Genomic DNA, 20,893 nt, shown 5'->3' on the forward strand with positions numbered 1-20,893 from the left:
TCGAGACCGTCAGTGAATAATCAAATATTATTATGTTGAGTGGATTCCTTCAGTCTCTCTAATTGTTCTAGAGCGGTTGTAAAAAGGTTGGTCATTCCATCAGCCTTTAAGCAATATACTTCCATACATAGTTCATCAAAATCCTCTTTTCGATAACTACCAACCTTTTTTGTATTATCAACAAATTGGGTAATATTAATAATGGCATTAGGCTGAAATTGAAACAAGGCCTCAGCAAATTTTATTACACTCTTTCGCACTGTAGGCAAACGCTCTTCTTCTTCCATACTGCTGCTAGTATCCAATATAAAATAATACGTCGGTGGTGTCAGAGCATTGGGAACAAAAAAGTATGGAGTTACTTCTACCGTGTCGTTATTTAGCTTTTTTTCGGCATAGAAAACTTTTTTATTTTCAAACAAATCTGAATGAGCCAATAATAAAGGGGATGTTCCATCAATAAAAATAAGTTCTTGCTTGTGATCCTTTAGAAACTCTTTAATATTAAATTTTATTTTCTCCGCTTCAATATAGTTCAGAGAACCAAATAAGGGCGCATAGGCAGGAGATGGAAGTTGAATTTCGATATACTCTTGTTCATCATCCATTATGTAATCAGTCCTGTCATTTGCAAAACATTAAACACGGCTAGACAAGAGCTTTGGTGAGTTTCGACCATTGCGCTATCAGCACAAGTACTCTTGCGAATACTATCAGCAATTAATTCGGCAAGCGTTGTCGGTGTGATGAGAGGTTTTACTGAATTTTTTTCTAAAAAAGTACTTGCAGATTTTTTGCCAGACTCTCAGTTTCTTTGGTGGTTGGTGCCTTAAAACAACGCGTTCATCCATGCAATTTATTTGAGTGTTGTCTAAGTTAAGGCTCATCGCCTGCAATAGTTCAATCATATTCTTTGTACGTAAGGCATTATTTGCAAGATGCTTCATAAAGCTCCTCTTTTGTTAAAATAACTTCAAATTAGCGCAGCGCAGGATAATACTCATACAGAGATAAAAAATATAGAATGGTGATCTTTAGTGGTAACAGGTTTAAATTTTATCCGATTTTTGTAAATACTTTGGAATACATACGATGCATTTATAATTGAGCAACTAGCCTTACTTTGGACGATTTATAAACACAATTCCAACTATTAACCTTATATGATGTTTGACAAGGTATGCACAGATTTATCCACAGATTTTGTGGATAAAATGGTTGAAGCATTTTTCTTCTATAAATAATAAAAATCCTTGTCAGCAAAGGATTTTAGTGAGTATCTAAAGGAAGAATCGGTAAGTTAAAGGGAAAGATTAAAATAAATATCCACAAGATGTGGTGAGAATGAAAAACAGAACTATGAATAGACATACTAACAAATAAATTCTAAAAAAACAGTCTTGACGTTCATGTATTTTTAGAAAATTATTTTTCTCTCAAGCAATCTAATCTAAAAAAGAACCTTTTGATTTATGCAAAACTTGCTCTGCTCGAAATGAATACCTATTAAAGGCTTAGTTTCACTATGTCGTAAGGTGTCGGATAAGTTAACGTGACGTTTTAGACTATTTTTTAATTTTCAAAGGCAGGTTTTGTTAAGTTCAAAGGCAGGTTTTGTTAAGTTCAATCGTCAATTGGTTAAATATTGTTCGATAAATTTAATTTTATCTTAATAATTCCATAATACAATTGTATGAATTTTTATCTATGGAACTATTTATGAAAAAATCACAATCAACGAGCCCTAGTCAGGAAGATATTTCAGCAGCTGTTAAAACAGGAATGAGTTCTTTAATGAGTTTGTGTGATGCTGGAGAGATACCTTGGGGTATTCTTTACCACTCCCATTACCGTGATGTCGCTCGTGAGATTGCTGAGCGTTTAGTGATAGAGAATACTTTTGTTGATGTGCTTTTCAGACGTTCTTCAGTGAAGGGACATCTGGCTGTCACTACATTGAACAATGAGAAAGAGCCGATTCATTTTCTTTTATCGAATGAAGAGCTTAATGAGAGAGCAGCGAGTTGTAGATACTACCAGGTAAATATGGGGAATGTCCTTGTAGAATTAACTCATATCTATCTCTCAGGGCGTACGGACAATAAATATCAGGACTTTATTTTGCAGGGAATAGATCAACGAGTCGAAGCCATTAAAGAAGATGTCCGCCAGCGACAGAAAAAATTAGTAGAGGCATTTATTGTTAAAGATGAGGATGAAAATGACTCTTATGGGGATGAAGTAATTGTCTCTAAGTTAAATTAAACTATTCGAGCTTCCATTAAAAGGGCATTATCTTGCCCTTTTGCAGTTTGCTTAAGACATGTCAAGGGCACCAAGACCAAATGTGAGATAATTAGCAGAAAGCTCCTCATTTTTTACTCTGGAGTGCCTCATTACATGTCTTTCAGAAGACCAGAGTTTGACCCTCAATAAAAGAGTGTACTAGGAAGAGAAGCAGACAATACAAAAGCCTGTTTCTTATTCTACATGAATGTGTAATTTTTATTTGAGAAGAAGGACTTGTCTTGATATAGTAAGCACGGAAAAACACATGTGGATGTGAAGACAATGATACGGACGTTTGTTACAGTTTTACTACTGTTTTATTCCTTATTTTCAGTTGCACAACCTGTAGTGCAAGCAATAAAAGACATTGATGTTTCCTCAATACCGATGGACAGTCCGCGCCTTATTCAGGCCAAACAGTATCGTATTGTTGAGATTGATGTTAATCATCTGTATGCCGAATTAGAACATGCTCCTCACCGAGACAGCTTGTATACAGGCACTCCTCTTTTAATTGAATTACCTCATCCCGATGGAACAAATCATCAATATAAAGTATTAGAAAATAGTACTATGGCACCTGAATTGGCTGCCAGGTTTCCAGAAATTAAAACTTATGATGCTTACGGAGTAGGTGAACAAAAAGAGTTTGTAAAATTTGATATTACACCTCATGGATTTCATGCCATGATCATGGCTCCTGGTCATACTATTTTTATTGATCCGTTAGAGAAGGATAATACGCAATATTATATGGTGTATTATCAAAAACATTTTACTACTTCAAAAACATTTAAATGTGGTGTTTCCGGGCAAAGTCAGCCACTAAAGGAGGTTGGTCATTTTAAACAGTTTGTTAACTTTGCCTCCTGCGAATTAAGAAAATATCGACTTGCCATGGCAGCTACTGCAGAATATACGGCTTTTCATGGAGGTACTGTTCCTATGGCCCTTGCAGCGATAGTGACAACAGTGAATCGTGTAAACGGTATTTATGAGCGCGATATAGCAATAACTATGCAGTTGATTGCGAATGAAAGTGCCATTATTTATACCAATCCCTCTACAGATCCTTATACCCATGGAAATCCAGAGGCTTTAATCGAAGAGAATCAAACTAATCTTGATAATGTTATTGGCTCTGCCAATTATGACATTGGTCATGTTGTTGATTCAGCCGGCAGTGGTTTAGCCAGCGTTGGCTGCGTGTGTGATGCGACTGAAAAAGCCAAAGGCGCGACCGGGCAACCTCGTCCGGTAGGGGATCCCTTTGATGTGGATTATGTAGCGCATGAAATAGGACATCAATTTGGTGCGAATCACGTGCAAAATAACGATTGCCAACGAAATGATGCAACAGCAGTAGAACCAGGCAGTGGCAGCACTATTATGGGGTATGCCGGAATTTGTGCTCCAAATGTGCAAGCGCACTCAGATGCGTATTTTAATGGAATAAATTTGCAGGAAATAGGTATCTTTATTTCTGGATCTTCTCATACTTGTCCTATTAAAACTGCTATTCCATCAGCTCCTAAAATAACGGCTACAAGCGAAGTTATTCATATACCGGTCAGCACCCCATTTATATTAACTGCTTCGGCCACTAATTCTGCAGGAAGCGTATTGACTTATGCCTGGGAGCAAATGAATAATGAAGTGTCTATTCAGCCACCTGTGAGCACTGCAAAAGGTGGTCCCAACTTTAGAAGCTTTAGTCCGACGGTACTTCCTTCACGTTTTCTACCTAATCTAAAGGCTCTTGCAAACAATGGTCCCTTTACCTGGGAAGTATTACCTTCTGTATCGCGAATTTTAAAATTTAGAGTCACTGTAAGGGCAAATACTACGCCTGGCTCTTGTAATGCTTATAAAAATGTCACGGTAGTAACCGACAGTAAATCGGGCCCCTTTGTAATGAGGTATCCTTCTGCTAGCGGAATAACATGGCCAGCGGGTGTTTCAATGCCTGTAACTTGGAATGTGGCTAATACAAATCTTGCACCTATTAGTGCTCATTCAGTAGATATTCTTTTATCGACAGATGGAGGCCTAACTTATCCTCACATTCTTTTGCGTGGTGTGCCTAATACAGGCGTAGCAAATGTTATCGTGCCAAATTTATCGACCTCGAAAGCACGAATTATGGTGCGTTCCTCAAGTGGCACCTTCTTTACAATCTCTGCAAAAAATTTTTCAATTATTAACCACTTATTCCTGACTCAAGCAGCTCGCAATCCTATGAATTTGAGAGAAGCCTTCCTAAACTATACAGGGTTAGATAAACAATTTGTCACTAATTACCTTCTTAACGGTTTGTCTGGTGTGTCATTGGTCTTGGATGAGGCTCATCAACGCTTCATCGTGAGAAATATTACCACCCCTCGTAAAGTCGATATTTCTATCACTTTGGTGAGACAAGGTGGTGGTGTAAATGAAACCTCCAATGTCATCACCATCCCCAGTATTTTATGAGGTTAAATATGAATAACTATGCAGCCCTAATCGTTGGTTTAAGTAGCTTGTCTTTTAATGCCGAGGCCAGTTGGTATGGTGGTGTTAATCTTGGCGTTAATGCGGTTAATATCGAAAAGAAAATCACCTATCCTCTCGGGGATCCCATTGTTACTTCCCAAAATTTTGACAGTGGCTATACCAATTTTCATGGGCAATTGACAGCAGGTTATGACGTTTTATTGACTGAGTTATTGGGCTTAAGTGTTGAGGGGAATGCCGATTTATTTACTGGGAAAGCGGAACATACTATTGCTAACTGGTTTTTTTCTAACGCTGTGCAAGCCGAAGAAAAGCTGAAATATGGTTTTAGTGTATTTGCATTACCTGAATATCATTACAGTAAAAACATGTACTTTTATGCAGGCCCAGGAGTTTCAAGAAGCAGGTTTGAAATTCAATCTGGCAACACCGCTGGCAATGTGGGAGTTACTGGAAATTATGATAAATGGCTCACTGGTTGGGGACTAAAAGCAGGAGTTGCCACGCTACTGACTCCCAATGCTGAAATTCTGTTGACTTACCAGTTTACCCAGTACGAAAAAATTACCTGGACAAATATTGAACCACTTTCGGGTGAGTTGTTAAGTGGGCGTTACAAACCTCAGGTGAACTTATTTATGGTAGGCTTAAAAGTGAGGATGCCGGAATTGCAAAAGACTCAAGAGAAATAGGGTGTGTGGCTTTGCATCCTGGAGTAGGGGAAGTCTCAAAGTTAGCTGCTAACATTATGTTATCGCAAATACACCAGTCATGTAGCTACATGAGCTAAGAGTCTTTTTTCTTGCTGGATAATTTTTTGTGCAGTACAGGTATTCGACTTAATGCATATCGTGCAGCTTTGGTTAAAACCTGGGTGCGAGTCCCATTAAAGTGTTTTGTTTCAGTATACACTATTAATTTTTTTGATTGCTTAAATCCCCAACCAAAACATACTGTCCCTTTGGGAATGCCATCAATGGATTCTGGGCCGGCAACACCTGTAGTGGCTACCACCACATTGGCAGTACTATCTTTTAAAGCTCCCTCAACCATTTCACGAGCAACTTCTTCGCTGGTGAGAGTAAAACAATCAATGGTTTGTTGTTTTACCCCTAGTAATCTCTTTTTAGCCTCGACAGAATAAACCACATAACCTGCATCAAGGCATTCGCCGCTTCCTGAGATTTTAGCTAACAAATGAATAATTCTTCCTGCAGTGCAAGATTCAGCAGTTGTTAAAATTAATTCCTGTGCTTTTAGAAAAGCTAAGATATCGCTCACTTTTTTCATGTTAAATCTCTGTGACCTCAAAGAACTCAAGATAGAGAAAAATAATTGCTGATATTGTCATAAGTAGCAATGTAGTAATTCCCAAAATATTTGACCAGTTACCGTTCGTAAATTTGCCCATAATTTTTTTATTATTTGCAATCAGTAAAATAAGAAAAATTAATACGGGTGCACTGATTCCATATAATACCGCTGTATATATGAGTGCTTTTATAGGATTTAATTTTGTAAAATTGATTAAAAGACCAATGAGCAAGGAAGCTACAATTATGCTATAAAAGCGTTTGGCTTTAAAAAAGGGTTTGTCTAAGTCACCTTTCCAATCAAATGATGTTGACAAAATATAGGAAACGCAGCCTGCCAGTACTGGAATTGCAAGAAAACCGGTGCCAATGACTCCCGCTGCAAATAACACATAGGAAAGTTCGCCGGCCAATGGCTTTAGTGCACTGGCAGCTTGTTCCACCGATTCAATTTGCTGTATTCCATGTGGAAATAAAACAGTACCTGTGGTTAGAATAATAAAATACATTACCAGATTAGAACTTAGCATCCCAAAGCCTACGTCTTTATTCATATCCTTAATATGATGTCTTTCCACTAAAACATTCTTGGCTTGGTGATCCGTTGCTTCCATAGTGGCTTGCCAAAAAAAAAGATAAGGTGAAATGGTTGTTCCCAGTATAGCTACTAATATTAGAAGGTACTCTTTATTAAATTGAATGGTCGGAATGAAGGTATGTTTTAGTACCTCCAACCAATTGGGGGAGACAATAAAAGGAATAATTATATAAAGCAATAATGAAAAACAAAGATATTTTAAAGTGGCCACTATCTTGTCATAAGAGAGAAAAATGATGGCTAGTATTAGCATGAATGTAAAAATAATTGAAAAGACAGAAGAAGGAATGAAAGGAAATATTAGATTTGCCACGGCACCCATACCGGCAATATTAGCCCCGATATTTAAGATAATGGCTGGGACACTTAATAACAGCAAAAAAAATAATAATGGTTTTGGATAATGTTTTTTTATATTGGCAGTAAGTCCTGCAGAGGTCACCATTCCTACTCTTGCGCACATTTCCTGAATTGAAACCATTAGTGGAAAGGTAATAAGAGCGGTCCATAAGGTCGTCAGGCCAAATTGGGCACCAGCTTGTGAATAGGTCGCTATTCCTGACGGGTCATCATCACTTGCTCCAGTGATAAGGCCAGGACCAAGTTTCTTAAAGAAACCAATCACTCCTGCTTTACGTTCCCTCGTCATTGTTTTTTTCAATTGTTGTATACTCCCTTTTAACCCTATTTTAATCTAATTTTTTAACCAATATAACAGTAGTTCATCTTCATCTAAAGCCTGAGTCTGTTACCTGACGTCATCTTTCGGGACAGATAATTTTAGGCAATTCGGAGGCAATTCGCTGCCTGCACCTGTTAATGTTTTTTTAATAATCAAAACGTATAATAAATATATCGCATAATTTTTTGATTTTTATTATGTCTAATTACGGTCTAGCTGAAATCAATAATCTTAGTGATGCTAAAAATGCTTGGGAATCATTTTTTGGCCGTTTTTTCTCGCCAGAACTCTCCAAAGGTGTTAACGTGGAGTTTGATCCCGATTTACGTGAATTTATCCCTAGAAAAAATCCAGATGCCAAGAATAAAAGAGCTGATTTAACAGAAGAAAGAACACTTCATTCCGATGATTTTGATGATTTTTTAAATGGTGATGTAGTTAAGATTCCTGATCATTTTAAACTTACTCAAGAAGGTTTGGAGCAGGTTTATCAAGCGATTCAACGCGGTAATTTTGAGGATGCTGCATTAACTAGGGAAGATCATACCTTTTATGCGCTTTGGTTATTTAAGCAAAACAGAATTACTCGTCAGCAAATGGCCACTCTACTGGCAAGAGACCAAATACCCAGGGAATACCCGCTCGTAAAAACTTTTAAAATTTTGGACGATAACGGTGAATTTACTAAAGAGGCAGTGAAATTATGGCTTCCGGTGATAAAAAGCGATGCGTTTGGCGGAAAGTTTACTGACTGGCATCTGGAGCGATTGCGCTTGTTAATTCAAGCTGCACCCAAATCGGAGCAAATTTTTTATCTTTCGGAGCCTAATCCCAATATTATCTCCTCACAGAAACGTGAGCTGGGAAATGCTTTGCAAATTAATCACTCCTGGCACAGAACTCTTTATCAAGGAAAGCTTTATGATCTTCATATGTCCTTTGGGGTACTTGAGGGAATACAAATAGCAACCAGTGGTATTAGTGGTGCTGCGGCCAGTCGTGCAAAATTAGGTAAGGTGGGGATTGATGCGGTCAAAGAAGGCGTTGAATTTTATTACAGACCCACTGCTATTAGTATGAGAAACAGCGGCATTGAGGCCACTACAAAGGGTATTCATGGTTATGCGGAAAGTCTAATGCCTGCTGTTTCGGCTCATGATGTTTTTCACTCAAGGTTGCATAACACGATTAAACCTGAATTTCATATGATGCTAAATCATATGCATCAAATCATTCACCAACATACCAACCAAAAATGGTCAAAAACAATGTGGGAATTGGTGGATAGGGAGTTTCATGCCTTTCAATACCAAAGCATCAATTTGGATTCCCCCAAGGAAGCTGCCAGACATTTTCTGCGTATGCTCACAGGGGGTAACGCAATATTTTTATTTCATAATAATGTAGACTCCGCATTAAGCGATGATGGATTCGCCATAGTTTTAAATATGGTTAATGAGAGCGAGATTTGGAAAAAACTTTATAAGATAGATATCGAGTTTTTAGGAGATCCTTATAAAGCACAAATACGAAAAGTTAAACATTTTAAAGAGGTGATTGGGAATGCATCCCTACGTCCTGAAATATTAACGCTGAAGTATCGATTTTTTTCCGTTCTGACTGTCAAAGAATTTAATCTAGTGAATCGAGTGATTGATTCTTTAGGTGAGCAGCTCGTCAATAGCGCGGACCAAAAATTAGTATTTGGTAAATATGCTATAGATAAGATTAAAAATTTAACCACACTTAAATTTAAAACGATTGACAAAGACATTGTAGTTAATGAACGTTCGGTAAGACAGCTCATTCCTATTCTTGCTAATAGACAGTTGGCCTCTAAATTGGGTGTTAGTGATCAACAAGAAGTAGAAAAAGAAGTAACAGTTGCCTCTAAAAAATTCATAAGCACCTACCAACAGGGGACTTTGGATAATAACGCGCTTAATGAATCGATTAATAGGTTACCATCAATAGCAGCAAAGTTAGATTTTCTTGAAGCCTGTTATGAAAAAATAATCCGCTCAACGGGATATAGTCGCAGACATGCTGTGGCGGACCATCTTTTTGCGTTCTTTAAAAACCCGTTAACCACGTCCCAGCGAGAACACATTAATTTATTAAAAGCAAAATTTAATGAAGTGGTTAGTGAGTATATGAGGGAAAGCAATCTGTCCGAAGAAGAGAAAGAAGAATTGCAATGGTGCTTACAAAATAAAGGTTCAAATTTGGCGCGTTGCAAAACGGACCGCTTTTATCTGCACTTCGATTCGACTGTTCCTTCTTCAAGTGGCGGAGTAAAACCTCTCTAAAGATACATCGTAATTACCGCGTAATTAAGTACGATGCAGGCAACAATGGGATAGCTTATGGGTAAGATTTAGATGCTTTTACTCTGTTTTTGGGATGAAGCTTTAATTACGTCTTTATAGTGAATCAATACCAGAGGTTTCAGCGGTTTTCATTTAGTGCTTAATGTTTTAAATTATGGTCTTTTAACCAGTATAGCAGTAGTTCATCTTCATCTAATACCTTAATATGGGATTGATTTTTGGAGGTCCATTGATGCAATAATCCACGTTCCCACCAGTGTACTATTTGAGGATGAACATAATTTTTTCGACATACAGCGGGCGTATGCCCCAATAGTGTGGCAACTTCTTTAAGAACCGTATTAAGTAATTTTGCAGAAGGCTTTTTCGTTTCTCTAACTGAATTGACTAAATGACACAATGTTTCGCGACAGGCAATCCAGGTTCGAAAATCTTTGGCTGTAAAGGGTTGTTTTGTTAACGATTGTAGATAACCATTAATATCCTGTGAGGTTATTACTTTAAGATGATTATTTTCATCACGATATTTAAATACTTCATAACCAGGTATTTCTTCGCATTTTTTAAGCACCTTAACGATTTTTTTATCCTTTAAGTCAATATGCCACAAGGTTGAGTTCTTACCTTCGTACTCTAAAGACACTTGATTCTTCGAAATGGATAAATGTTTTTTACGCAACGTTGTTAGACCATAAGATTTATTTTCTTTGGCATAGACAGGATTTCCAATACGCATGCATGATTTATCCAGTAAATAAAGGATAGCGCAAATAATCTGCGTTTTATCCAGTGATGCAGGTTTGTTAAGCATTTGGTTAATGTGCTGTCGAATAGCTGGAAGTGTTTTCCCGAATGCCTGCATCCTATGAAATTTTTGCTGCTGGCGAATTTCTTGCCAAAGAGGATGATAACGGTATTGTTTTCGATTTTTATCATCTCGTGCGGTTGCTTGAATGTGACCATTGGCAAAAGGACAAATCCATACATCGTGATAAGCGGGAGGGATTGCTAAAGCTCGTATACGTTCTAACTCTTTTTGCTGGGTCACTCGTTCTCCATTAGGGTAATAATAACTGAATCCTTTACCGGAGCGTTTACGGGAGATACCGGGAAGGGAGTCATTGACGTAGCGTAAAGAAGCTTCTCTTGCAATTCTTTCACATTCTTCCGCTGAATATAGGGATATGTCCATCGAATAACTCGTTTCATGCACCACAATTATTTTTTGTAACCAATAAATCCACCGATGCAACTGGATAAAGCGCCCAGGAAAAATAAAATAAAAGTCAACATTGCATTAAGCGTCAGCACTTTTTTTGTGGTTTCAATATTGAAACTCAATGGGGAGCTTTTGGTAATATGGGCTATTGTTTCTGTTAGCATGGGGGCGCTGTGCGTTAATTTAACACTCACCAGATTAGAGGTGAAATTGGAATGAAAAGCTAAAAATTGAATCATGTTGGTAATAATAAGGACTGTGATAATCAGCAATAGTGACCAAGCCAAAAAGCCATAAAAAGCACCCCAGAGTCTTCCTTGAAGCATGGGAGGTGAAAGTTTACCCGCAAACCAACCAGTGAAGAACATGGCAATAATTGATGAGATACAAAAGCAAATGAACCCGGCAAAAGAAAGGCTAGTTTTTCCTTGCAAATCAATAGAGAAGCTTGAAATTCCCAAGCCGAGTGAGAATAGATTTAATAAAAAATTCAATCCAACACCGATGATTGCCGCTGAAAAGATAGCCGTCCATGAAAGGTAGGGGTAGCATTCGCCTTTATTCTCCATGCTTTGACCTAAAAATAATAAAAAGTAAATACAATTAAAAGAATAAAGCCAATGATGGCAATAGAACCATGGCCTATGGCTAATAATTTAGGAATTTCTTTACCGGTGATATCTCGATAAAAGAGATACAATCCACCTAAGGCAGCTAAAATAAACACTATAAGACTGGCTGTAGGAGTTTGGTAAAGTAGTGAGTAAATAATTAGCAACACAAGACCAAGGCTGGCGGTACTACCATGAATAATGGCGACTCCCTTTGGAGTATGTTTCTCCGTTAACACATACGTTAAGAGATATAGGCCCAAAATTGCAGCCAGACTAAAAAAAATGATCGCCAAAATTAATAACATACCACCTCCTTGTAATTATGTTCCAGGGAGCTCTTTTTTCTCCAGGTTGTAAGTTGCAGGACCCTCAAGTACTTCGCCATTGGGTGAAAAACGGCTGCCATGGCATGGACAATCCCATGTTTGTTCGGCATTATTCCAGTTTACAATACACTTCATATGGGTACAGACTGCAGAAACAATTTGTAATTTATTCAATTCATCTCTTGATACAGCCCATTTTTCACCGTCAATGTCGACAACTTTCCCTTCCCCTATTGGTAAAGCTGCAAAATTATCTGTAGTGCCTAAAGGGAGATCTTTGGCATATTGTGCTAGTACATTTAAGTTTTCTTTAGTAATAAAACCTATTGATGAAAGGGGAGTAAAACGGTTTGCATAATAGATTTCAGCAAAAGGATTGGTTTTATTTAAAATTAAATCAGCAATAAGAAGACCGGCTAAAGTCCCATAAGTCAATCCATCCGCAAAATAACCTGTAGCCATGTAAATTTTTTTAGTCATTCGATTGGCAAGTCCAATATAGGGAATTTTATCGGCAGATTGAAAATGTTGAGCAGACCAGCGAAAGGCTATTTCTAACCCTGTAAAATATTGCTCCAGAAAACCCTCTAGTTCTGCAAAATGTTTCTTCATATCCTTACCTTGTCCAGTTTTATGATGGCTGCCGGATAAAAGAAGAATTTCAGGATGAGATTTCGTTAAGGCATGTGTACTTAAAATGTGTGAGGGCGTCTCAAATTCCCATAAGTGTCCTTCGGGATAATTATCCTTTGTCAGATAAGCTCCCACCACATAACTACGATAAGGGGCAGTGAACATTTGAGCTGGGTTAATATCTAACGGGGTATGTGTTGCCATGAAAATAGAGTTGGCGTGAACCTCCGCCTGTTTGGTAAATACCAGGCACTTTTCCGTTTCTTTAACCGCAGTAGCTCTCGTGTTCTCAAAGACAAGACATCCTTTATCAGCCAACGCGGCTGCAAGTGATCTCACATACTGCAGAGGATTAAAACGGGCTTGATTTGGCATTACTGCAGCTTTTCTAAATTTTAAATCAAAGGGTAGGCTGGAGGTGTAATCTATTTCCACCCCTATTTGCTTTAGTGTCTCGACTTCTTTCTGCAATAACTGCTCTTTTTCTTCTGAAGCTGTATAAGCATACCAAGGTCGACGATGAAATTGACAATGGATATTGTAATTAGTTACATTTTTTTCGATATAATCAATGGCTAATTTACGTGAGTCAGCCACCTGTTTTGCAGTATGTAAATCAAAGTTGGATACAATGGTCTGATAATAAGGTTGGACTGGAATATACAAATTACCCGTTGAATTTCCTGTTGTCATTCCGCCGATTTTATGTGCTTCTAAAACGGCTACTTTTTTTCCTGCTTGTAATAACGCTGCAGCAGCAGTGATACCGGTAATTCCGCCACCAATAATTGCCACATCTACCTCAATATTTTCTGCAAGAGGAGGGTAGCTGACTTCTTTCGGGCTAATCGTTTCCCATAGAGAGCTTCCTTTCATTGCATATCCTTATAATAAGGCAACATTCGCGCAAGCAATATTGCCTATCACTTGCGCGAATATTGCTATACGCCTCTGGTTAACATTAAGACAATTACAATGATTAATATTAAGCCTACTATTCCGCTAGGGTAATAACCCCAACCACTACTGTAGGGCCATGTGGGCAAGACTGCTAATAAAATAATTATTAATAATATTAATCCAAGTGTGCTCATAATAATTCCTTTTAAATTGAGTTAGTTCCAATCGCTCATTCACAACTAACAGCGAGTCTGTTCATTTTAATTATGGCATAAATGTTTAAAAATGGTGATTTTTTGTCTGATTAAGAGTAATCGCCAATCGTTCTTACTGTAAAGAGGACTCATGAATAGTTCTCATCGCGCTTGATATTCAGCGTTTCAAGCTGGTCTACTAGCATACTTCCTCAAAAAGAGCAGCAGGCTGGTAAAAAAAATTTATAATTGCTTTTCTAGAAATTAACTTCTTTTAATTAATTTTTTCACTTCAGCCCAATGACGAGTATTAATAACGTTTTCTTTCTCAATCCAACCTCGGCGTGCCTGATATATTCCAAACTGCATATAGCCCAATTCACGTGTGCTGTGAGAGTCACTGGAAATAGCAACGGTTACATTCATTTCTTTTGCTAATCGACAATAATTATCATTAATATCAAGTCGATAAGGTTGGGCATTTAATTCAATAATGCAATTTCTATCTTTAGCTGCCTTAAAAATTTTTTTTATATTAATGGGATAAGGTGGTCTTGATTTAATTAAACGTCCTGTAGCATGACCAAGAATGTTAAAATAGGGATTATCCATTGCTCGTAAAATACGTTCGGTTTGCTTTTCTTCAGGCATTTTAAATTGAGAGTGAATAGAGCAGACTACAATGTCTAATTCTTTTAATACCTCGTTAGAGAGATCGAGAGAACCATCCTCCAGAATGTCAACTTCAATGGATTTTAAAATCAGGAAATGATTCAATCTGCTATTCAAACGGTCAATTTCTTTTATCTGTTTTAATAAACGCTTTTCATCAAGTCCATTAGTGATTGCCAAACGTTTGGAGTGATCTGTAATGGCAAGGTACTCGTACCCTTTTTCCATAGCGGCTTTAGCCATGGTTTCCAGATTGTCTTTTCCATCAGTTTCATTGGTATGAGAATGTAAATCGCCCTTAATATCCTCTAATGTAATCAGTTTTGGTAAGTTATTATTGGCTGCTGCTTCAATCTCTCCGTGTGCCTCTCGCAACTCTGGGGCTATATAAGATAAATTTAACTGCTGATAAATATCGGATTCATTACTGCTTATGCATTCGCTACCTTTATAAAGTCCATCTTTGGTTAACTCGCATTGATGAGAAGTTGCTCTTTTTACCAAGGCAGCAAAATGCTCTCTGCTTCCCGTATAGTATAATAATGCTGCGCCGAATTGGCTTTCTTTGACGATGATTAAGTTAACTTTAATGCCTGACCATACATTAACACTCACGTGATGATCATTTTGCGAGAGTACATCAATGACCTCCTTAAATTGAATAAATTGATGAATCACTTGAAAATTGTCCGTTGTTGATACAAGTAGATCAATTTGTTCAAGGACCTCTTTTTTTCGGCGAAAATCACCACTGCATTCCACATGAATAATTTCAGGAAGTTTCATTAAATTGCAAATTAGAATCTCTACTATTGGATAAGCATGGTATAAGCGAATAAATTTTCTCGACGTTGGATTATTAATTTCCTTTTTTAATTGCTCTTCAAATTGAGGAGTTACCCATCTTAAATGCCGGAGTGCTTTTGTATTAATTGCCTCCAACAGGGCTTTTTTAGTGGTAATATTTAATTCATTAAGTGCAGCTATTCTTTTTTTTCCCAAACCATGAATATCTTTTAATTCATTAATCCTTTTGTCCTTTTGATTTTTAAATTTAGGCAGCTCTCCTGTTTCTATAATATATAATATGGTTGAAGCGATACCCCTACCTATCCAAGGAAGTGTGGTCATATCAAAACCAGTTTGAAGCAGGGTAGTAAGTTCCGTATCTAATTTTAAAAGTGTGCGCGCTGCTCTTCGATAGGATCTTGCTCGATAAATGTTATGTCCACCAGCTTCTAAAACATCTGCAATTTTATAAAGACAATCAGCAATAAAAATATTCGATTTTTCCATGCTATTTATAAATTGTTTCCATACTCTAAGTATAAGAATTTTTCTGAGGTTAGGCCGGAGTGAGATTAACTGTACTCTTACGATGATAATCTGTAACAGTGGTATTTAGCAAAGCAAGTTTTTATTCGTTCAAGCAGTGGATAATGGGCTCTCTTAGTCGAACCCATTATCTACTTCAATTAACCCAGTTGTCTTTGAATGAGCTGAGCTTGTTGGAGGTGATGAGCAACATGAGTTCTGGTTATTTCAAGTTGTCTTCTCAATAATGGATTGGTTGCCTCATTGAGTAGCTTGTGGTCAATTAATTGCAATGCAGCTTTATGATCTTTTACCATTGCAGCTATATAAGCCCTTTCAAAAGCGACACCGTTTAAACGATTAAGCATCGCTAACTCTTGTCTGCCTTTCTGCTTAAGCATCATAGCAACCTTACCATTTGCTGGAGCGACGCCAATTCTGCGGCTTAAATTTTGCGTTTCCTGTAAATTCTGACTATGGGCCTTGTTCATCCATGCCGCGTAATTCTTAACAGCTGGATTTGCGGCTTTTCGTTGCGCTTCTGTTGCTGCTGCAATTTCATTCTGATTTAGTACGACTAAACCACCCAAAATTCTAGCATCCACTTGTGCCTGTGCGGGTGTAACAATCACATTAGCAGGTGGATTATTAAAATCATTCGTTAGACTGGGATTTAATGAGCATCCGGAAGCTAACAGGATGGCACTGCAACTTAATGATAAAAGAAGTTTTGATTTCATAAAATATCCTTATTGATTATCCTTGAGAAAAGCTAGAATACAACAGAAGTAAATAAAAAAATACTCTAAATGTTAATCTTTTTTTAATTCATGGAGTTGCATAAATTTTATCAATCTTTTCATTTGATGAATTGGCCATATTGGCCTATTAATTACCTATAAAGTCAATAAAAATTACAGGCGGTAAGTCAATGCTATGCCTCTTTTTAAGGTTTTTGTATTACTACCGATTTGTAGAGCGTAGATGGGAAATGTTTTCAATAATTTCTAAAGGGAGGATAGAACATGCCACGAGGAGATAAATCTGATTACACAGATAAACAAAAGCGTCAAGCTCATCATATTGAAGAAAAATATCGTAAAGAAGGTGTTTCAAAAAGTGAGGCAGAGGAACGAGCCTGGCGAACTGTGAACAAACAAGATAAAGGAGGAAAGAAAGAATAAATTCAACGCACTGTTGTCCAAATAATAACAATAAACTGACAGCATTTTAAACGAATAAATTAGTAAACCTGAGGCAACACCCCTGCAGGCACATTGCCTAATATCCATAAAAAAAATGATGTTGCTCTAAAGCCACTTCCTACTCTTTAAACATTAAAATAAAGATGCAGATGGGTTGTTTTGCCTGTAGTGAAATGTTCAAATTTATCAGGATAAACACCGATTAAAAAATCGCTGAGTCCGTAGGAAAATGCTTCTTCCTCCAGGAAAACCGTTTTCTTCTGATTAACAAAGGGTAGTAAAAGAAGATCGCCATCGTATGTAATTTTTACAACCACATCAATTTGATCGTAAGTAAGGAGTAAATTAATATTATCTTCTGCCAATTGGCTATTATAGAGATGTTGTAAAATAGCATTGGTTGTTTGGGCAATTCTTTCCATAAGAGCTATATTAATTTGCCAATAGTTAGCATTCTCTATAATGAATTGAGTGAGTTTCCCTCTGGTGAGCTCTTTTCCATTATCCAGTGTAAGCATAGCCTGTTTTCGAATCCCGATGCGAAATAGCAGATGTAGCAATAATGCGACGATTACTGACAAAGAAAGTGTGGTGCTGGTCATGGTCTGTAAAAAAGTAGGTAGTGAAGAGTAGAATGTCGGATAAACTTCTTTGCTTAATCCAAATAATAGCGCCAGGCCAATGACATAAGTCATTCGAGTATCAATGTTGCGCGACGTCATCACGCTAATTCCACCTATAATCATAAAACTACCTGTAAACATTAGAGCTGGAGCTATAACCGCGATAGGCATAATAAGCAATAGCGAAGCAAATTTTGGCAGAAAGGCCAATAAAACTAAAAAAATGGAAGTTGAGAAGGCAATATAACGGCTTGTAGCACCAGTAGCCTTTGAAACACCGACAAGACTGGGCCCTGTGCTAATACCAGGTATACCACAAAGACCTGCTGTAATAGCAGCTAAACCATCAGCAAAAATACCGCCTTTAATAGATTTGAGGCTTGGACTTTTCCACGACGAGCTATTGATTTTTTGACAAGTTGTGACTACGCCTACTGTTCGAAGAGCGGCTGCAACACTGGCTATAAAGAATGGCAAAACCAGAGAAAAAGAAAAATTATAAGAAATAAAGTTGATGTGAGGGAATGCAAAAAATGGTGTTGCTTGCAATTGAGCAATTTTAGTAGCGTCAATACTTCCCAAAAAATAAGCGGCTGTAAAACCTACTACTAAACCAATAAAGGAACAAATGAGTTTGACGATACCGCGCCACCAGATACTTATAGTAATCATGGTTCCCAGAGTAAGTAGTCCAATAAATAAATGACGCTCAAAATTGACGACATCGGAGCGAGCAACACCCAAGAATTGGCTAAGACCTTCTAGTCCTAATTCAATCCCTACAATCACAATGATAAAACCTGAGATTCCAGGAGGAAACATTGCACGCAATTGATAAACCAGACGTGAAAAAACCACCTCAACAAGTCCGGAAAAAATGGTCATACCTAACACCAGTGGCAGACCTCCTGCATCCGCTGCTAGTAGTGATGCCTTTAAATAAATCGCTGAAACCACGGGAGGTGCTAAATAACCTGAACCATACGGAGGACGCAGGGCTTGTAAGCTTGTAGCTATTCCCAAAGCAATCATTCCCATTCTAACAGCATCAAATGCAACATCATCTGGCAGATGAGCTGCACGCACTACAATAATAACCAACACTAGATAGACAGACATGAGGAGAACATACTGCAGGCCCAGAAGCAGGAGTTTGATAAAGGGAGGTTTATCATCTACCGTGTACACTAAATCATTGTTATCTATTGAGTCAGCCATTTTTTATTTAATGAGAATTTACTTTTAAGTTACACTGGTTTTAAAAATTCTAAACCTGCAATTTCTCTACAGGAATAGAACATCAGAGCATGGATAAAAACATTTATCAAGAAAGGCTTAAGACTGAACAGAGCAAAATTGTAATTATCTAAATTAAATAATAAGGCCTTATTAAGAGCAAAGCGAAGAATCCTTAATAGGATGGGATTCCATCTGCAAAAGATCCTTGTAAAGCTGAAGGGGAGGATTTATAAGAGGAAAGACATGAGAGTCATAATATGAGGTTAAGAATCTTGCAACGGTTTGTTGCGTAAGGGGGATGTCACAAAAAATACTTTAGGCATCTTGGTTTTTAAGCTGGCTCACCATACTTTTATTTGACTTCCAATGTTGGATTGTTAGCCGTGCAAGATTTTTTAACCACCATTTAATAATAACAATGTCAAAAAAATGAAACAATTTCGAAGAAAGGGTTTAGTGTTAAGAAAATGCAAATTTAAGCGCTGAGAGAAAAAGAATTAAAGTGAAGCCCTTCTAATGAAGGGCCCTCAATTACATCTCTACGTAATTTGGACCACCACTTCCTTCCGGTGCCTGCCACACTATATTTTGACGGGGATCTTTAATATCACAGGTTTTACAATGAATGCAATTCTGGGCATTGATTTGTAGTCTTGGACCGGTTTCTTCCTGAATAATTTCATAAACGGCTGCAGGACAATACCGAGTCTCGGGGGAGGCGTAAATTTTATAATTAACCTCGATGGCTAAGTTGGCATTGCGTAATTTTAAATGGCTTGGTTGATTTTCTTCATGGTAAGTGTTTGTCAAATAAACAGAAGATAATTTGTCAAACATTAAAACACCATCTGGTTTCGGGTAGTTTATTTTTTTTGCCTTTTCTGCAGGAATTAATGTTGTATGATCAGCATGATGCTTCATTGTCCAGAATGATCTGCCATGAGTAATATAGGTCTCAAAAGCCGCATTGAGTAAGCCAAACCAGAGCCCGTAACGAAATCCGGGGCGAATATTTCTAACCTGGTATAATTCCTTTTCTAGCCAGGATTGTTTTATTTTTTCAGGATAAGCTTGTAGCTCAACTTGAGTGTCACCTTGTTCTTCCTCTAATGCTGCAAAACAAGCCTCTGCTGCAAGCATTGCTGATTTCATTGCAGCATGAATCCCTTTTATTTTAGGGACATTTAAAAAGCCTGCGGCATCCCCAATGAGAGCGCCACCCGGGAAAATGAGTTTTGGAATGGCTTGCCAGCCTCCTTCGTTAAGTGCTCGGGAGCCATAACTAATACGTTCCCCTTTTTCCAACAATTCTCGAACCATGGGGTGTGTTTTAAAGCGTTGTAATTCACCAAAGGGATTAAGCCAGGGATTTTTATAATCCAGACCAATTACAAAACCAAGAGCTACTCGATTTTTAGATAAATGGTAAATAAAAGAACCTCCGTAAGTCGTATTATCCAACGGCCAGCCTACAGTGTGAATGACTCTGCCTGCTTGATGTTTTTCAGGAGTAACTTGCCACACTTCTTTAATACCTATCCCGTAGGTTTGGGGTTGGACATCATCGCGTAGATGAAAACGCCGCATTAAATTTTGACTAAGTTGGCCGCGACAACCCTCTGCAAAAAGAGTCTGTTTGGCATATAAATGCATTCCTGGTTGATAATGAGCAGTTTTATTACCCGCTCTATCAATGCCAACGTCACCAGTAGCTACACCAATAACCTGCCCATGGGTATTGTAAAGAATCTCTGTTGCAGCAAAGCCAGGATAAATTTCGCACCCCAAATTTTCAGCCTGTATTGCCAAAAACTGACAGAGTTCTCCCAACCTAATAATATAATTACCATGATTTTGCATTGGCTTGGGCGTAGGGAGACGAAAAGAGCGTTTACTGGTAAGAAAGTAAAAATCATCTTGTGTTACAGGTGTATCTAAAGGAGCCTCTTGCCAGCTATCAGGTAATAATTCTTTTAAACTGCATGGTTCCAATACCGCCCCAGAAAGAATATGAGCGCCTACCTGAGCCCCCTTTTCCAGAAGACAAACGCTAATTTCCTTATTTTCTTTCGCGGCGAGTTGCTTAAGTTTTATAGCAGCAGACAAACCAGCAGGGCCTGCACCAACAATGACTACATCATATTCCATTGTGTCGTGTTGCACACTAACTCCTTTACACTAAAAGTAAAAATGATCGCTTTAATTGCGGTTAAGATCAAGTTAGCTTGCTTGCGAAAGAGTGCCGTTAT

General features: G+C 37.8%; 17 protein-coding genes. 5 read left to right on the forward strand and 12 right to left on the reverse strand.

Annotation, left to right across the window (positions count from 1 at the left end; translation table 11 throughout):
• Positions 1 to 20: 20 nt before the first annotated feature.
• A complete protein-coding gene (locus clem_RS05075; protein WP_094090633.1) occupies positions 21 to 608 on the reverse strand; it encodes a vWA domain-containing protein in 588 nt (195 codons plus the stop codon).
• Positions 609 to 1,719: 1,111 nt separating this feature from the next.
• Between clem_RS05075 and clem_RS05085 the strand changes: the two genes are divergently transcribed.
• The 3 genes from clem_RS05085 to clem_RS05095 all read left to right on the forward strand — a co-directional run bounded on the left by clem_RS05085 (position 1,720) and on the right by clem_RS05095 (position 5,474).
• Positions 1,720 to 2,265 (forward strand): hypothetical protein, encoded by a 546-nt coding sequence (locus clem_RS05085; protein ID WP_094090635.1) that lies wholly within the window; start codon positions 1,720 to 1,722, stop codon positions 2,263 to 2,265.
• 306 nt (positions 2,266 to 2,571) lie between these two features.
• A complete protein-coding gene (locus clem_RS05090; RefSeq protein WP_094090636.1) occupies positions 2,572 to 4,761 on the forward strand; it encodes a reprolysin-like metallopeptidase in 2,190 nt (729 codons plus the stop codon).
• Positions 4,762 to 4,769: 8 nt separating this feature from the next.
• Positions 4,770 to 5,474: an outer membrane protein gene (locus clem_RS05095; protein WP_094090637.1), complete on the forward strand. Its 705-nt coding sequence runs from the start codon at positions 4,770 to 4,772 to the stop codon at positions 5,472 to 5,474.
• Between the two features lie 94 nt (positions 5,475 to 5,568).
• Here clem_RS05095 and clem_RS05100 read toward each other — a convergent pair whose 3' ends face one another.
• A complete protein-coding gene (locus clem_RS05100; RefSeq protein WP_094090638.1) occupies positions 5,569 to 6,072 on the reverse strand; it encodes a CinA family protein in 504 nt (167 codons plus the stop codon).
• A gap of 1 nt (position 6,073) precedes the next feature.
• A complete protein-coding gene (locus tag clem_RS05105; RefSeq protein ID WP_094090639.1) occupies positions 6,074 to 7,342 on the reverse strand; it encodes an NRAMP family divalent metal transporter in 1,269 nt (422 codons plus the stop codon).
• Positions 7,343 to 7,572: 230 nt separating this feature from the next.
• On the opposite strand from clem_RS05105, the gene clem_RS05110 reads away from it, so the two are divergent.
• Entirely contained in the window at positions 7,573 to 9,684 is a 2,112-nt protein-coding gene (locus tag clem_RS05110; protein ID WP_094090640.1) for a hypothetical protein, read from the forward strand.
• A gap of 160 nt (positions 9,685 to 9,844) precedes the next feature.
• On the opposite strand, the gene clem_RS05115 is transcribed toward clem_RS05110, so the two are convergent.
• From clem_RS05115 to clem_RS05145, 7 genes are all read right to left on the reverse strand, one after another.
• On the reverse strand, positions 9,845 to 10,897 hold the full coding sequence (locus clem_RS05115) for a DNA topoisomerase IB (RefSeq protein WP_094090641.1): 1,053 nt from the start codon (positions 10,895 to 10,897) through the stop codon (positions 9,845 to 9,847).
• A gap of 26 nt (positions 10,898 to 10,923) precedes the next feature.
• On the reverse strand, positions 10,924 to 11,493 hold the full coding sequence (locus clem_RS14780; protein WP_157698183.1) for a hypothetical protein: 570 nt from the start codon (positions 11,491 to 11,493) through the stop codon (positions 10,924 to 10,926).
• 8 nt (positions 11,494 to 11,501) lie between these two features.
• Positions 11,502 to 11,843, reverse strand: a complete 342-nt coding sequence (locus tag clem_RS05125) for a hypothetical protein (protein ID WP_094090643.1) — start codon at positions 11,841 to 11,843, stop codon at positions 11,502 to 11,504.
• 15 nt (positions 11,844 to 11,858) lie between these two features.
• A complete protein-coding gene (locus clem_RS05130) occupies positions 11,859 to 13,373 on the reverse strand; it encodes an FAD-dependent oxidoreductase (RefSeq protein ID WP_094090644.1) in 1,515 nt (504 codons plus the stop codon).
• A 65-nt stretch (positions 13,374 to 13,438) separates the two neighbouring features.
• A complete protein-coding gene (locus clem_RS05135) occupies positions 13,439 to 13,591 on the reverse strand; it encodes a DUF3309 family protein (protein ID WP_094090645.1) in 153 nt (50 codons plus the stop codon).
• 264 nt (positions 13,592 to 13,855) lie between these two features.
• Positions 13,856 to 15,559 carry a DNA polymerase/3'-5' exonuclease PolX gene (locus tag clem_RS05140; RefSeq protein WP_094090646.1) on the reverse strand — a complete coding sequence of 568 codons (1,704 nt, stop codon included), beginning with the start codon at positions 15,557 to 15,559 and terminating at the stop codon, positions 13,856 to 13,858.
• A 179-nt stretch (positions 15,560 to 15,738) separates the two neighbouring features.
• Positions 15,739 to 16,317 (reverse strand): DUF4142 domain-containing protein, encoded by a 579-nt coding sequence (locus clem_RS05145; protein ID WP_094090647.1) that lies wholly within the window; start codon positions 16,315 to 16,317, stop codon positions 15,739 to 15,741.
• Positions 16,318 to 16,602: 285 nt separating this feature from the next.
• Between clem_RS05145 and clem_RS14965 the strand changes: the two genes are divergently transcribed.
• A complete protein-coding gene (locus clem_RS14965) occupies positions 16,603 to 16,761 on the forward strand; it encodes a hypothetical protein (protein ID WP_198333185.1) in 159 nt (52 codons plus the stop codon).
• 146 nt (positions 16,762 to 16,907) lie between these two features.
• Here clem_RS14965 and clem_RS05150 read toward each other — a convergent pair whose 3' ends face one another.
• Together clem_RS05150 and clem_RS05155 are read right to left on the reverse strand one after the other, a co-directional pair.
• Positions 16,908 to 18,623 carry a uracil-xanthine permease family protein gene (locus clem_RS05150; protein WP_232505569.1) on the reverse strand — a complete coding sequence of 572 codons (1,716 nt, stop codon included), beginning with the start codon at positions 18,621 to 18,623 and terminating at the stop codon, positions 16,908 to 16,910.
• A 552-nt stretch (positions 18,624 to 19,175) separates the two neighbouring features.
• Complete coding sequence (locus tag clem_RS05155) at positions 19,176 to 20,807, reverse strand: electron transfer flavoprotein-ubiquinone oxidoreductase (RefSeq protein WP_094090648.1); 1,632 nt, start codon at positions 20,805 to 20,807, stop codon at positions 19,176 to 19,178.
• Positions 20,808 to 20,893 lie beyond the last annotated feature (86 nt).

Origin of the sequence: Legionella clemsonensis, from assembly GCF_002240035.1 — a bacterium.
In the GTDB taxonomy this organism is placed as follows: Bacteria; Pseudomonadota; Gammaproteobacteria; order Legionellales; family Legionellaceae; genus Tatlockia; species Tatlockia clemsonensis.